This is a genomic window from Kineosporia sp. A_224, from assembly GCF_002198655.1.
Taxonomy (GTDB): Bacteria; Actinomycetota; Actinomycetes; order Actinomycetales; family Kineosporiaceae; genus R-H-3.
Window position 1 is genome coordinate 21,587 of sequence record NZ_MWLN01000167.1, and the last position, 14,541, is coordinate 36,127.

At 73.7% G+C, this 14,541-nt stretch carries 12 protein-coding genes; 6 read left to right on the forward strand and 6 right to left on the reverse strand.

Annotated elements, in window-relative coordinates; translation table 11 throughout:
• Positions 1–4: 4 nt before the first annotated feature.
• Positions 5–961, forward strand: coding sequence for an NAD-dependent protein deacetylase (locus tag EDJALFJO_RS15430; protein ID WP_088286772.1), 957 nt, complete (start codon positions 5–7; stop codon positions 959–961).
• On the opposite strand, the gene EDJALFJO_RS15435 is transcribed toward EDJALFJO_RS15430, so the two are convergent.
• The 5 genes from EDJALFJO_RS15435 to EDJALFJO_RS15455 all read right to left on the reverse strand — a co-directional run bounded on the left by EDJALFJO_RS15435 (position 927) and on the right by EDJALFJO_RS15455 (position 8,472).
• Positions 927–2,171 (reverse strand): ABC transporter permease, encoded by a 1,245-nt coding sequence (locus EDJALFJO_RS15435; protein WP_088286774.1) that lies wholly within the window; start codon positions 2,169–2,171, stop codon positions 927–929. The genes EDJALFJO_RS15430 and EDJALFJO_RS15435 overlap by 35 nt on opposite strands.
• On the reverse strand, positions 2,168–3,049 hold the full coding sequence (locus EDJALFJO_RS15440; RefSeq protein ID WP_088286776.1) for an ABC transporter ATP-binding protein: 882 nt from the start codon (positions 3,047–3,049) through the stop codon (positions 2,168–2,170). Before EDJALFJO_RS15440 ends, EDJALFJO_RS15435 begins: the two co-directional genes overlap by 4 nt.
• 101 nt (positions 3,050–3,150) lie before the next feature.
• Positions 3,151–3,822, reverse strand: coding sequence for a response regulator (locus EDJALFJO_RS15445; protein WP_369812543.1), 672 nt, complete (start codon positions 3,820–3,822; stop codon positions 3,151–3,153).
• 74 nt (positions 3,823–3,896) lie between these two features.
• Positions 3,897–5,309 (reverse strand): sensor histidine kinase, encoded by a 1,413-nt coding sequence (locus EDJALFJO_RS15450; protein ID WP_088286778.1) that lies wholly within the window; start codon positions 5,307–5,309, stop codon positions 3,897–3,899.
• A gap of 112 nt (positions 5,310–5,421) precedes the next feature.
• Positions 5,422–8,472 (reverse strand): hypothetical protein, encoded by a 3,051-nt coding sequence (locus EDJALFJO_RS15455; RefSeq protein WP_088286780.1) that lies wholly within the window; start codon positions 8,470–8,472, stop codon positions 5,422–5,424.
• 304 nt (positions 8,473–8,776) lie between these two features.
• On the opposite strand from EDJALFJO_RS15455, the gene EDJALFJO_RS15460 reads away from it, so the two are divergent.
• The 3 genes from EDJALFJO_RS15460 (at position 8,777) to EDJALFJO_RS15470 (ending at position 12,228) form a co-directional block, all read left to right on the forward strand.
• Positions 8,777–9,292 (forward strand): TrmH family RNA methyltransferase, encoded by a 516-nt coding sequence (locus EDJALFJO_RS15460; RefSeq protein ID WP_088286782.1) that lies wholly within the window; start codon positions 8,777–8,779, stop codon positions 9,290–9,292.
• A gap of 68 nt (positions 9,293–9,360) precedes the next feature.
• On the forward strand, positions 9,361–10,032 hold the full coding sequence (locus tag EDJALFJO_RS15465; protein WP_143448598.1) for a carbonic anhydrase: 672 nt from the start codon (positions 9,361–9,363) through the stop codon (positions 10,030–10,032).
• 66 nt (positions 10,033–10,098) lie between these two features.
• Positions 10,099–12,228 carry a SpoIIE family protein phosphatase gene (locus EDJALFJO_RS15470; RefSeq protein WP_143448599.1) on the forward strand — a complete coding sequence of 710 codons (2,130 nt, stop codon included), beginning with the start codon at positions 10,099–10,101 and terminating at the stop codon, positions 12,226–12,228.
• 70 nt (positions 12,229–12,298) lie between these two features.
• Here the strand turns inward: EDJALFJO_RS15470 and EDJALFJO_RS15475 are convergent, their stop codons facing one another.
• Positions 12,299–12,511: a BldC family transcriptional regulator gene (locus EDJALFJO_RS15475; protein WP_088286788.1), complete on the reverse strand. Its 213-nt coding sequence runs from the start codon at positions 12,509–12,511 to the stop codon at positions 12,299–12,301.
• Between the two features lie 250 nt (positions 12,512–12,761).
• On the opposite strand from EDJALFJO_RS15475, the gene EDJALFJO_RS15480 reads away from it, so the two are divergent.
• Together EDJALFJO_RS15480 and EDJALFJO_RS15485 are read left to right on the forward strand one after the other, a co-directional pair.
• Positions 12,762–14,081 carry an MFS transporter gene (locus tag EDJALFJO_RS15480; RefSeq protein WP_088286790.1) on the forward strand — a complete coding sequence of 440 codons (1,320 nt, stop codon included), beginning with the start codon at positions 12,762–12,764 and terminating at the stop codon, positions 14,079–14,081.
• A gap of 11 nt (positions 14,082–14,092) precedes the next feature.
• Positions 14,093–14,503: a DUF2510 domain-containing protein gene (locus EDJALFJO_RS15485; RefSeq protein ID WP_198950338.1), complete on the forward strand. Its 411-nt coding sequence runs from the start codon at positions 14,093–14,095 to the stop codon at positions 14,501–14,503.
• Positions 14,504–14,541 lie beyond the last annotated feature (38 nt).

Below are 14,541 nucleotides of genomic sequence, written 5' to 3' on the forward strand. Positions count from 1 at the left end.
CCGCATGGGTGAGCCGGTCCGTCGCGTCCTGAGCCGCCCCGCGTACCTGCGCGAGCTCGACGCGTCGCAGGTCGTCGAGGTCGGGGACGTCGGCACGCTCGCCGGGCTCGTGGCGGCGGGCGGCGTCGTGGTGCTGTCGGGGGCGGGCCTGTCGACCGACTCCGGCATCCCGGACTACCGCGGCCCGCAGGGCGCCCTGCGCCGGCACGCCCCGATGACCTACCAGGACTTCACCGGCAGCCCGGGCGGCCGGCAGCGCTACTGGGCCCGCAGCTTCGTCGGCTGGCGGCACGTGAGCAAGGCCGCGCCGAACGACGGGCACCGGGCCGTCGCGGCGCTCGAACGGGCCGGGCTGCTCGACGGCATCGTCACCCAGAACGTCGACGGCCTCCACGAGGAGGCCGGGGCACGCGCTGTCGTCGACCTGCACGGCAGCCTCGACCGCGTCGTGTGCCTGCAGTGCGGGGACATCAGCGACCGCGGCGTCCTCGACGACCGGCTGCGCGCCGCGAACCCGGGCTTCGAGGAGGTCGCCCGCCGGGCGCTCGCGCTGCCCGGTGCGGACGGCGAGGTGAACCCGGACGGCGACGTCGCCCTGCCGGACGAGGCGGTCGACGGCTTCGTCGTCGTCGACTGCCTCGTCTGCGGCACCGGGGCGCTCAAGCCCGACGTCGTCTTCTTCGGCGAGACCGTGCCCCGCGACCGTGTGGAGCGCTGCCTGGCCCTTGTGGACGCCGCGCGGCTGCTGCTCGTCTTCGGGTCGTCCCTCACGGTGATGTCCGGCTACCGGTTCGTCCTGCGCGCGGGGGAGCGCGGCGTCCCGGTGGCCATCGTCAACCAGGGACCGACCCGCGGGGACGCGCGGGCCGCCGTCCGCCTCGACGCCCCGCTCGGCCGGGTGCTCCCGGCGCTCGCGGAGCGCGTCCTCACTCCTCGACCCGCCAGGCCTGCCGCACCGTGACCCGCCCGCCGCCCTGGAGCAGCGAGCGGCGGTAGAGCCGCTCGCCGACGCGGACGGTGGCGGCAGCCGCGGCGAGCAGGATCGCGAGCGCCAGCAACGCCTCCGGCCACGACGCGTCGCCCTGGAGCAGCCGGATCGGCATGACGACGGCGGACAGCGGCGGCACGAACGACCCGATCACCTGCCACTGCCCCTCGAGCAGCAGCCCGCCGAAGAGCACGGCCATGACGAGGAACGTCAGCGGCGTCGTCGTCGACTGCAGGTCCTCGGTGCGGCTCGCGAGCGAGCCGGCGACCGCCCAGAGACAGGCGAGCGAGACGAACCCCGCGAGGAAGAAGACGACGAACCACACGACCGGCCCGGAGACCGATGTCACGAGGCTGCTGTAGTCGGTGAAGGCGAGGCCGACGAGCCCCACCGCGACGAACAGCGTCATCTGCGCGACCGCGAGCACGGTGTTCCCGAGCACCTTGCCGGCGAGCAGGTGCCGCACGGGGATCGCCGTCGCGATGATCTCGACGACCCTGGACTGCTTCTCCTCGACCACGCTGTTCGCCAGCGTCACACCGAACATCAGCGCAGCCATGTAGAAGAGGAACGTGAACGCGAACGCGAGGGCGTCGACGAGCTCGGCGCGCTGGGCGTCGCCCTCGAGGAAGGCCGTCCCGAGCGTCGCCCCGCGCTCGAGCGCCTCGAGCGTCGTCCCGGCCGCGGAGGCGTTGGCCCGCAGGGCTTCCGACCGGACCACCTCCTGGACGACGGCCTTCAAGGAGTCGTTCGGCCCGTCCTTGGTCGTGAGCACCCAGCGGTCGCCGTCCCGGTGCAGCCAGGCGTCCGCGGACCCGTCGAGGACGGCGGCCCGCGCCGCCGCGTCGTCCGGCACCGCCAGCGGGTCGACGACGACGTCCTCGTCGATCGCGGCGGCGCCGGCCCGCACCTGCTGGGCGATCGTCGTGGCGGACGGCGTGACGGCCACGTCGTACGTCGACGTCCGGCCGGCGAGGACGACCTGGAGCACCATGATCCCGGCGATGATCGCCAGCGTGACGACCGTCCCGATGAGGAACGAGCGGTCGGTCGCCTTGACCATGATCTCGCGCCTGGTGACGAGCAGCCAGGCACTGCCGGTACCGGTGCGGCCGCCGGGCGCGGCGTCGGACGGTGCGGCGGGGGTGCTGCCACGGCGGTCGAGGTTCGTGGGCGCGGTCATGCCGCCACCTCCCGGTAGAGCTCGCTGAGGGCGGGGACGACGGCCGCGAACTCGCGGATCCCCCCGCGGGACAGGGCTTCTCGCAGCAGTGGCTGGACGACGTCCGGGTCGAGGACCTCGAGCAGGGCGCTCGTGCCGTCGACGTCGACGACGTGCAGGCCGCCGACGCCGCGCACCCAGCCGGCGTCCCCGTCGAGCACGAGCCGGAACCGCTGCGGCGAGCCGCCGCGCAGGTCGTCGGCCGTGCCCTGGGCGACGACCCGGCCGCGGGCCATGATGACGAGCCGGTCGCAGAGCCGGTCCACGAGGTCGAGCTGGTGGGAGGAGAACAGCACGGGCACGCCGCCGCGGGCCCGTTCCCGGAGCAGGTCGGCCATCGACTCGACCGCCGCCGGGTCAAGTCCGGAGAAGGGCTCGTCGAGCACGAGCGCCACCGGGGACGTCATGAGCGCGGCGGTGACCTGGACCCGTTGCTGGTTGCCGAGGCTCAGCTTCTCGACGCGGTCCTTGGCACGGTCCGCGAGCCCGAAGCGCTCGAGCAGCTCGAGTGCCGAGGCGCGGGCAGCGCGACCGTCCATGCCCGCGAGCCGGGCGAGGTAGACGAGCTGGTCGAGGACGGGCTGCTTCGGGTACAGGCCGCGTTCCTCGGGCATGTAGCCGAACCGGCGCCGGTCGGCCGCGGTGATGTCGCGGCCCTGCCAGAGCACCCGGCCGGCGTGGATGCCGAGGACGCCGGTGATCATCCGCATCGTCGTCGTCTTGCCGGCGCCGTTGCCGCCCACGAAGCCGGTGAGCAGGCCGTCCGGGACGGTGATGCTCACGGCGTCGACGGCGGTCACGTCACCGAAGCGTCGGGTGAGGTCGATGGTCTCGAGCATGGCTCCACCGTAGGCAGCGTGGCCGGGCGGCGGATCCGCCGCCCGGCTGAGCCGATGGAGGCGCTGCTGCACCGCGGCTCCGCCCTGCGGCGGACGGGGCCTCAGCCCGCGGTACGGAGCAGGCCGGACTCGTGCGCCACGACGACGGCCTGGACCCGGTCCCGGACGCCGAGCTTGGCGAGCACGTTCGAGACGTGCGTCTTCACCGTCGCCTCGCCGAGGTAGAGCTCCCCGGCGATCTCGGCGTTCGACCGGCCGCGGCCGAGCAGCACGAGCACCTGCCGCTCCCGGTCCGTGAGCCGGTCGAGCCCGGGGTGCGTCGGCCGGGCGGGGTGCGCGGCCGCGGTGGCCGGTGCGCCGCTGCCGGGTGCCGACGTGTGCGCCGCGCCGTCCGCCGGGGAGAGCACGGGGGACAGGGCCGTCATCCGCTCGATGACCCGCAGGGTCACCTCGGGGGCGAGCAGGGCCTGGCCGTGACCGGCCGCGCGGACGGCGTCGACGAGCTGCTCGGGGTCGGCGTTCTTGAGCAGGAACCCGCTGGCCCCGGCGCGGAGCGCGTCGAACAGGTAGTCGTCGCGGTCGAACGTCGTGAGGATGACGACCCGGCCGAGGTTCTCGGCGACGATCCGCCGGGTCGCCTCGATCCCGTCCATGACGGGCATCTGGACGTCCATGAGGATGACGTCCGGCGTCGTCTCCCGGGCCCGCTCGACCGCCTGCGCACCGTCGGCGGCCTCGCCGACCACCTCGAGGTCGTCCTCGACGGAGAGCATGAGCGCGAACCCGGACCGGACGAGCTGCTGGTCGTCGACGAGGAGCACCCGCAGCGTCGCCCCTGCACCGATGCTCACGAGCGGGCCTGGGCGGGGACGGCGTCCGGCGTGGCCCGCGGACCTGCGTGCTCGTACGAGAGCGGCAGCCGTACCCGGACCCGGTACCCGCCGGTGACCCGCGGCCCGATCTCGGCCTGCCCCCGGTGCGAGGCAACCCGTTCGCGGATCCCGAGCTGGCCCAGCCCGCTGCCCGACGTCCCGGCCCGGGGCCGCCCGTCGTCGGTGACCTCGACCTCGGCGTGCCCGCCGCCGGCGCCCGCCTCGCTGACCCGGACGACGACGTTCGCGGTCTGCGCCGTCGAGTGCCGACGGACGTTCGCGAGCGCCTCCTGCGTCGTCCGGTAGATCGACAGAGCGACCGGCGCGGGGACGCGCGCCGATGCTCCGGCGGGCTCCTCGACGAGCCGGTAGGACGCCGTGAGGCCGTCGCCGTCGAACGTCGCGACGAGGTCGGCGAGGTCCGGCAGGCCGGGCTCGGGTGCGCGCCGGCCGTCCGTGGCCGTCGGCGGGCCGTCGTCCCGCTCGTCGACGGAGCGCAGCGTGCCGAGCAGCCCGCGCATCTGGGAGACGGCCTCCCGCGACGACTCCTCGACCTGGGCGAGCGCGCGGCTCGCCGCGTCGACGTCCCGGCCGATGACCCGGCGGCCCGCGGCGGCGTGGATCCCGATGACCGAGACGTGGTGCGCGACGACGTCGTGCAGCTCGCGGGCGATCCGCAGCCGCTCCTCGAGCACGGCCCGGCGGCGCAGCGTCTCGCCCTGCGTCTCGAGCAGGCCCGCCTGCTCGGCGAGCCGCGCCCGCTGCCGGGCGCCGCGCCAGCTGACCTGCCCGACGAGGACGGCGCCGCCGAAGTAGACGACGTTGACGAGGGTCGTGATGAGGACGGCCGCCGCGACCGGGGAGACGAGCCCGAAACGCTTGGTGGCGTCCTCCTCGAGGCCTTCGACGATCTGGTCGACCCCGCTGCCGAACGCGAAACCCCAGGCGAGCCAGGCGAACATGAACGTCACGACGACGCTGACGACCACGAGCATCTCGCGCCGGCTGCGGGCCCACGCGACGCCCGAGAAGATGGCGCAGAAGTAGACGACCTGCATGCTGAGCTGGCCCATGACCTCGGGCATCGTCACGCCGACGACGAACATGTGCGCGGCGGCGAGCACGAGCACCGTGAGCGGCCGGCACCGCCGCCAGACGAGGATCCCCGCGCCGAGCACCACCGCCGCCCACTGCACCCACTCCGGCGCCGTGACGCTCTCCGTCAGCCCCGCGCTGCGCATGAGCTCGAAGGTGACCGCGGAGAACAGCAGGGTCCCGAGCCCGACGACGGCGTCCCAGCCGTCGAGCGCGCCGGGACGCTCCCAGTCGTCGTCGAGCGCGAAGAAGCGCGTGAGGCGCTCGCGGAGGGCGACGGAGGGCGCGGGCATGCGTCCAGCGTACGAACTCCCGCGCGGCGGGGCCTCCACCCCGAGGTGGAGACGACAGCGGCCGGGTGCCGGCCCTCCTCCGCGCGGGGGAGGAGGGCCACCGCACCAGGTGTCAGAACGTGTCTGAGACGGTGAACGTCACTTTCGCCTTGCCGATGCTGTCCGTCTGCGGGTCGACGACCAGCTGCCAGGTGCCGTCGAAGAACAGGGGCGCGCCGAAGGTCCCCGAACTGTCACCCGCGGGGATCTCGATGCTCTGCCAGGGGCTCCCGAAAGGCGTCATGAGTGTGAGCTGGGCTCCCGCGAAGCGGGAGCCGGTCACCGTGTAGTGCACGAACTTGTCCGTTCCGTCCGCCGTGACCTCGAAGGGCAGCACCACATTCTGCACCGGCTGCTTGACCTCGACGTTGGTCGTACGCCCCAGCCTGCCCGGCTGCACCTGGTCCGTGGCGGTCCAGACGGTGAGGGTTGCGCGGCCCGTCGCCGGCCCCTCCGCGTCGAGGACGAGGCTCCATCGGCCGCCCGTGTCAGCCACCAGAGGCATCTCGAGGAAGGACGTCGAGCTGATGTTGTCGAACCATGCGAGGGAGCCGTCGGGCCGCAGCAGCCGGGCCTGGACGGTGCTTCCGGTCGACGTCGAGACCGTCGGGAAGGCGGCGCCGATCCGCTGGCCCGCACGGACCTGGAAGCGGAACACCGGGTTCTGTCCCTTGGTGAAGGTCGACGTCACGCGCGCGCTGATGTCGATCGTCCGGACCGGGTCGGTGGTCAGCCCGACGGTGAGGGCCACGGTACCTACGTCGGTCCCGGTGGGATCGAGCTCCAGGGTCCACGTTCCGGAGGAGGGCAGGACCCCGAGCTCCACGTAAGGGACGTCTAAGAACGACGAGTCGTCGGCGATGACGAGCCCGGTCTCCGAGATCATCCGCATCCTGGTGCCGACCGTGCGCGCCGACACCTCGACGAGCACACGCTGTCCCGCGGTGCCCCGGAAGGTCAGGCGGCGCACGTCACCTGCCCTGTCGAACGTCACGGTCTGCTGCCTGCCGACGGTCAGCGCGGATGTGAGGGTGCGAGGTGCCAGGCGTGTGAGGGTGAGTGACCCCGTGGTGTCCCCGAAGGGGTCCACGAGGATCGTCCAGGTGCCCGCGACGTCGAGCGGGTCGGCGCCCTCGATCCAGGCCTCGCCACTGCCGAAGCTCGAGACGACACCGCCGGCGAACAGGCTCCCGTCCGGGCGGACGACGAACACTTCGGCCGCCGGGTTCTGCGACGAGACGAAGGCGACGTCGGACACGGTGAGCGCGACCCTGTCGCCGATCGCCCCGTCGAAGGTGTAGCGGGCGAGCGCACCGCGCTCGTCGACGGTCACTGTCGTGGGAACCCCTACGGCGATCGGGCCCCCGCCTGCAGCGGGCTCACCGACCTTGAGGTGCACGGTCCCGGTGGCGAGCCCGTTGCCGTCGACGACGATCTTGAGGGCAGGTCCTGAACCGTCCCCCGTGATCTCGAGGAAGGCGGCACCCCCGGGCTGGACGTCGCGCTGGTCGACGCCGCCGTCACCGACCTGGAACGAGAGCCTTGCGGCAGGTTCACCGGCGGGAGCACCGCTGAGCGTCTCGTCGGTCACGGTCGCCACGATCTTCTGCCCGACGGCCAGGGGCACCAGCACGGCCTGGTTCTGACCGACCTCGCCGATGGTGAGGTCGGCCTCGAACGGCAGCGGGGCGTCCTGCGTCACGGTCGTGGCGCGGACGGCCCGGAGGTCCACGGACAGCCCGGAGCCCGAGGGCTCCGTGAGCACGATGTCGAACAGACCGGAGGTGAGACTGGAGAAGGACGTCGACGTCCCGGCCGTACTGCTCAGCGTCGCATCGGCGTAGCGCTCGCCGAAGGAGGACTCGACCTTGACCGGGGAGGCGGTCACGGAAGGGTCACCGTACGATGCCGGCCCGAAGTACAGCTCGACGGGGCTCTGCGCCTCGACGGCGACGGAGTACCTGACCGAGGTCTGTCCGGGGGCCAGCGCCAAGGACGTCGTCGCGCCGAGCGTGACAGGTGTCGCCGTTCCGGGGTCGAGCCGCACCCGAACCCCCATGAAGCCTGTGGTCTCGCCGTCGTTGACCAGCCTGAGAGTCGCGCCCACATCGGGCACGGAGAACTCCGGCACGGTGAACGTCTGGCGCCCGGAGCGGACCGTGCCGACGACAACGGTGGGCGAGCCAGGCACGTCGAGCTCCAGGCTCAGAGCCCCGGGCGTGCCGTCGGGGTGCTGGAGCGAGGCGTCGAGCACGTGCACGAGGGTGTCTGCACCGGTCCGCGTCTCCAGGAAGAACGTCGGCTCGTCCTGTGGCTGGCTGATCGAGAGCTGAGTGGCGTCTGGTGCCCCGTACTCGATCACGCCGGTCCCTCGGGGCACGGCGTTGATGCGTACCTGCAGTGATCCGGTGTGGTCGAAGGTCGGGTCGACGACGACGGTCATCGGCTGGTCAGCCGGCATCTGTCCCACGAAGTGCCCAGGTGAGACCTCCGTGAGGTCCGATCCGACCACGTCGAGCAGGGTCACCCGGAGCTTCGGGAGGGTTCCGACGGGGAGCTGCGCGGTGAGGTTCTCCTGCGTGACGAAGACCGACACCTGGTAGTAGTCCCCCGGCACCGTGAGCCGGGCCCGCTGCCCGGGCGCGGTGAACGCGAGCCCGACGAGCTCGCCGAGCCGGACGGTCTGCACGGTGTCGACCGAGTAGTGGAGGGTGAAGGTCATGGCGCGGGTCGGCGCCGTCACGGAGCAGCCGCAGCTCAGCCGTAGCTCGGCAGGCTGTTCCGTCGTCGGGTCGGGATACGGCGTGAACTCGACGATCCGCTCGAGCGGACGGCTCTCGGAGACAGTGTTGCCACTACGAGCCTCGGGGTTGTTCGCGAAGAACAGGTTCGCGTTCACGGTGAGCCCGGGATCCATCGAGGACACCGTGATCGTCGGTCGCGCTCCGGCCGGCACCGCCAGCGTGTAGACGACGACCGACTCCCCGGGCAGGGTCGTCGTGGTCGTCACATCGGCCACCAGGGCGCCGCCGTTGATCTCCGCCGCCTGCGCAGGGATCGGAACGAGCGCCACCGAGGTCGCGGCGAGGGCCGCGCCGAGGAGCAGGGCAAGACGACGGCGCACGTGTCCCCCAACCGTCCGTCGCGGCGTCGCGGCGGAGCGTCCGGCGACGCCCCGTGCGTCGCGTGACCGCGCATCCTCCGGCAGTCACGCCCGCGCGACAACAGAACCGGAGATCGCCTAACGTGGTGCAACGACCGCTGCGCAGAGCGTGCTGGACGCATCGGACAAATCCGGTGCACGAGGCAGCGGGTAGTCTGGAAAGCCCCATCCCCGTCGACGGTCCGGGCGCACCGAGAAGCGTCCTGCGCATGACGACACTGCTCCAGAGACCCACCTCCCGGGACGGAGACGGCGTCCCGGCCCGATGACGGCCACGGCGCGTACCCGCAAGGAACTGATGCGGTCCCGGCGGGGCCGGGCCCATGGCTGCTGGGACCACCTGTTCGCTGCGGTGCTGTGGCCGCAGCACGGCGCCAACCTGGGCACCCTGCTGCGTACGTGCGACGCCGTCGGTGCCTGCCTCGTCGTCCCGCGGCGCCCGTGGGTCGAGGAGGCCGTCGCCCGGGGGAACACCCTGCGCCACCACTCGTGCGTCCACCGCTTGCGGGGCGATCCGGTCGGATGGCTTGCCGCGCAACGGGTCGTGGGATCCCGGGTGGTCGGTGTCGAGCTCGCCGAGCCGGCGGTCCGGCTCGCGGACCTGCCGCCCGCGCGGGAGCGGACCGTCATGGTCCTCGGTCACGAGAGCACGGGCATCCCCCAGGAGGGGCTCGACCTGCTCGACGTCGCCGTCGAGATCCCCATGCTGGGCACCGGCCACAGCCTCAACGTCGCCGTGGCCGGTTCGCTCGTGCTGTACCGTCTCGCCGGGCTCGTGTGAGCGGGACCGAAGGCCGCGGTCGGCCGGTGCTGCGTGGCTACCGTTGTGCAATGCCTGACCGAGGTGCAGTGCCCGATCGCGACGACAGCGTCCGCCTCGGCCCGGACGAGGCGCTGCTTCGGCTCGTCGAGGGCAACCGCCGGTTCGTGGCCGACGAGGCCGAGCACCCCGACCAGACCGTGTCCCGGCGGGCCTTCCTCGGGGGCAGCCAGCACCCCTTCGCGGCCGTCTTCTCCTGCGCCGACTCCCGGGTCCCGCCGGAGATCGTCTTCGACGCGGGGCTCGGTGACCTGTTCGTCGTCCGCTCCGCCGGCCACGTCCTCGACCACGCGATCCTCGGCACGCTCGAGTTCGGCGTCGACCAGCTGGGCTGCCCGCTGCTCGTCGTCCTGGGGCACACCGGGTGCGGCGCGGTCCGGGCGACGTTCCAGGTGGTGTCCCGGCACACCGGCGCGTCCGGCACGGACATCGACACGCTCGTCGAGGCGATCACGCCCGCCGTCGTCGACGCCGGCCGGGACGGCGTGGACGACGCGCACCTCGTGGACGCCGCGGTGCGGCACAACGTCGAGCGCGTGGTCGCCGGCGTGGTCGCCGCCCCGCTCGTGGCACCGGCCGTCGCGCGTGGCGCAGTGCTCGTCGTCGGTGCCGTGTACGACCTGTCGACCGGGGTCGTCGAGCTCGTCGTCACCCCGCGATCGGGGACGTCGCCGCTGGTCACCCCGCGGATGGCCACCTAGAACTGCCGCCTGCGGGATCCGTTGCCACCCTTGACGGGTGTGTGGTGGCGGACCAGGAGGAGCGTGGTGAGCAGCACGGTCGACAGCACGAGGCCCGTGCCTGCTGGCGCGGCGTACGGTCCTCCGCTGGTCGAGCTCGACGCCCCCGCCGCGGTGCTGCTCGTCGAGCTCGCCTCGCGCAGCGTCGTCCACGCCAACGACGTCGCGGAGCAGCTCGCGCCGGGCGTCGGGCTCCCGGCCGGCATCGACGCCTGGGGCGACGCCGCCGACCTGCGCGACCTCGACGGCGCGGAGCTCACCGACACGGCGCACCCGCTCTCGCTCCTCACCGGTGGGCGTCCCGTCGCCGGGCAGGCCGTCACCGCGGCCCGGCTGTCGAAGCTCGGACGGCGGCGCGCACCGCTGTGGGTGGTCGGCCTGCCGCTCAGCGGCGACCGGCTCGCCGGGTTCGGCCTCGTCGTCCTGCTCCCGCTGCGCCGTCGCGACCAGGCCGACGAGGTCGTCCGCCGCGCGGAGATCCACCTGCGGGAGCGCGCCCTCGTCGCGACCGGGGTCACGTTCACCATCGCCGACGCCCAGGCCCCCGACAGCCCGCTGCTGTGGGTGAACCCGGCGTTCACGACCGTCACGGGCTACACCTCCGAGGAGGTCGTCGGCCGCAACTGCCGCTTCCTCCAGGGGCCGGGCACCGACCCGTCGGCGCGCGCGCAGCTGCGGGAGGCGCTCGCGGCCGGGCAGTCGGTCACGACGACGATCCTCAACTACCGCAAGGACGGCAGCGCGTTCTGGAACCTCGTCGCGATCAACCCCGTGCACGACGACGCCGGCACGCTCACCCACTTCGTGGGCATCCAGTCCGACGTCACGGCCCGGGTCACGGCGGACGCCGAGCGGGACAGGGCGCTCGCCGCGGAGCAGGCCGCCCGGGCGGACGCCGTCCGGGCGCAGGAGCAGCTCGCGCTCCTCGCCGGCGCGAGCGCCCGGCTCGCGTCGACGCTCGACGAGCGGACGTCGCTCGAGCACCTGCTGGCGCTCGCCGTGCCCGGCCTGGCGGACTGGGCCATGGTGACGACCTTCGACGACGCGGGCGGCATAGGTGAGCTCGTCGCGCGGCACCGCGACGGCCGCGAGGGCGACGTCACCGAGCTGACGAAGCGCGCCCGGCACGGGCTCACCGACCGGGCGCCGATGTTCCAGCAGCACCGCGGGGCGCGCGCGTGGCGGGTGGACCGCTACGCCACGAGCCCGCAGCGGGCCGGCTACTCCGACGACCCGGAGCTGCTCGCCCTGAGCGAGAGCCTCGGCCTGCAGTCGGTGATGTTCGTGCCGCTGCCCGGCCGCCGGTCCGTCCTCGGGTCGATGGTCCTCGCCCGTGGCGAGGGCCGGGAGCCGTTCACCGGCACCGAGCTCGCCGTCGCCGAGGACCTCGGCCGCCGGGCCGGCCTGACCCTGGACAACGTCCGGCTCTACGAGGCCGAGCACCACATCGCGGAGACCCTGCAGCGCAGCCTGCTGCCCGAGCTGCCCGCCGTCGACGGGCTGGAGTTCGTCGGCCGCTACCGGGCCGGTGCCGAGATCGCCGAGGTCGGCGGGGACTTCTACGACGTCGTCCCGCTCACCGACGGGACCGTCGGCGTCTGCGTCGGCGACGTCGTCGGGCACGACCTCGCCGCGGCCGCGGCGATGGGCCACCTGCGCGGTCTGCTCCGGGCGTGCGCCTGGGACGCCGCGGACGCCGGCCGGGACTGCGCCGACGTCGTCGCCCGCGTGGACCGGATGGTGCAGGGCCTGCACACCGTGCCGATGGCGACGCTCGTCTACGCCACGCTCGGGCCGCCGACGGGGACGGACGGCGCGTGGACGCTCGCGTACTCCAGCGCCGGGCACCCCCCGATGCTGCTGCGGCACCCTGACGGCCGGGTCGAGACGCTGGACGCCGCGAACGGGCTGCTGCTCGGCGTCGAGGCGTGGAAGCGTTCGGTCGCAACGGTTCCGGTGCCGGCCGGGTCGCTGCTGCTGGCCTACACGGACGGCCTCGTCGAGCGGCGCGGCGAGGACATCTCGCACGGCCTCGACCGGGTCCGCGACGTCCTCGCCGCGGCCCGGCCGGGAGAGCCCGGGCGGCTGTGCGACAGGTTGCTCGCGGAGAACCCGACGGACGACGACACGGCGGTGCTGGCGATCCAGGTCGGCTGACGTGGACCACCGGCCCGGGCCCGTTCACCCGGTGGGCGTCACCCGGCGCTGGTCACCTGCGGACGCCGGGTCAGTCGGCGGAGCCGCGCTGCTGCGGCATCCGGTTGAGCAGCTTGTGCACCTGGTCCGCCGGGTAGCGGCGGTGACCGCCGAGCGTGCGGACCGGCTGGAGCAGGCCGGTGCGGGCCCAGCGGGTCACGGTCTTCGGGTCGACGCCGAACATCGCCGCCACCTCGGCCGGCGTGAGGAGAGCTGGAGGTCGGTCCTGCTGCTGGCTCGCCATGACGTGGGTCCTCTCGTCCACCGGCCGTCGCGACGATGTCCGGCTGGGTATCTTGAGGTTAGATGACCTATTTGTGATCTAAACGTGCTTAGCGGTGAAAGGTATATCACAACGGGCGAACGGTCGAGATTCGGCGACAGGTGGTACATCACTACCCAGCAGAGAGTAACTGACCATGGGCTCGCCGGGCAGCGGCCGGCCCGAAAATGTGCGAGACAGCAGCCGTCGCCGGGCCTAGCGTCCTGACCTCGTGGAGCGGCTCGCCGAGGTGCTGGTCCCGGCCCGGCTCGGGCCGGGCTTCCGGCGGTTGCTCGCCTCGTCGTGGACGAGCAACCTCGGGGACGGCGTCGCCGCCGCCGCGGGCCCGCTGCTCGTCGCCTCGCTCGACGCGTCGCCGTCGGTCGTCGCGCTCGCGGCGACCCTGCGCTGGACGCCCCCGCTGCTGTTCGGGCTCGGCGCCGGGGTGCTCTCCGACCGGCTCGACCGCCGCCGGGTGGCCGTCGCGGCCAACTGCGCCCGGCTGGCCGTCATCGGCGGGCTCGTCGCGGCCCTCGCGACCGGGACGGCGACCGTCGGGCTCGTGCTCGGCGCGCTCGCCCTCGTCTCCACGGCCGAGGTCTTCGCCGACAGCGCGGCCCGCACGCTCACCCCGATGCTCGTCCGCCGCGAGGACCTGCCCCTGGCGAACGCCCGCCTGACGACCGGCTTCATCACCCTCGACCAGCTCGCCGGACCGCCGATCGGCGCCGCGCTGTTCGCCGCCGGCCGGGTCTGGCCGTTCGTCGGGGAGGCCGTGCTCCTCACCGCCGCGATCGCGCTGCTCGCGCGGGTCGTCGTCCCGCGGGTCCGGCCCGGCGGTGAGGGCCCGGACGACGGTCCTCTCGGTGGTCCGGACGGCGGTCCCGACGGCGCAGCACCCGCAGCGTCCGCGGCCGACGGCCGGCGCAGCGTCCGCCGCGACGTCGCCGAGGGCTTCGTGTGGACGTGGCGCCATCCCGCCGTCCGCACGCTCGCCCTGACGATCCTCGTCTTCAACGTCACCTTCGGGGCGGCGTGGGCCGTCCTCGTCCTCTACGTCCACGAGCGGCTCGGGCTCGGCGCCGTCGGCTTCGGGATCCTGTCGACGGTGTCGGCGGCCGGCGGGCTGCTCGGGACCGGGCTCTACGGCTGGATCACCCGGCACGTCAGCCTCGCGGACGTCATGCGCATCGGCCTCGTGCTGGAGACCCTGACCCACCTCGGGCTGGCGCTGACCCGGTCCGCGGTCGTCGCGGGAACGATCCTCTTCGTCTTCGGCGCGCACGCGTTCGTCTGGGGCACGACGTCGACGGCGGTCCGGCAGGCAGCCGTGCCGCTGCGGCTGCAGGGCCGCGTCGACAGCGTCTACACCCTGGCCGTCTTCGGCGGCCTCGTCGTCGGTTCCGCGGTCGGCGGTGCGCTCGGCGAGCGGTTCGGCGTCACGGCGCCGTTCTGGTTCGCCTTCGGCGGCTCGGCGGTCTTCCTCGTGCTGCTGTGGCGCGAGCTCGCGCGGATCGCCCTCAGGTCCGCGCCGGCGGTGCCGACAGGCTGACCATGGACGTCGTGCCGCAGGCCCCCTCGCCCGGGTGGTACCCCGACCCGGTGGCGCCCGGGGGCGTGCGCTGGTTCGACGGCGCCGGCTGGACGCCGCACGTCTGGCCCGCACCGCCGGCGGCGGTCGCGTACGCGCCGGTGCTCACGGCTGCACCGGCGGGGATCGGCGCGACACCCTCGGACCCGGTGCACTGGCTGCTGCCCACCGGCCGGACCTGGCAGTCGATCGTCGCCGGCTACGTCGCCCTCGTCGCCGCGTTCGTGTGGTTCCTCGGACCGGTCGCCCTGCTCCTCGGTGTCGCCGCGCTGCGGGCGTCGGCGGCGGGCCGGGGGCACGGCCGCGGCCGGGCCTGGTTCGCCGTGGTCGTCGGGACGTCCGCCACCCTCGCCGGGCTGGCGCTCGTGGCGTCCTGGCTCTGACGGCTGGCATCCTGGCCCCGACGGCGCCGTCGGCGGCG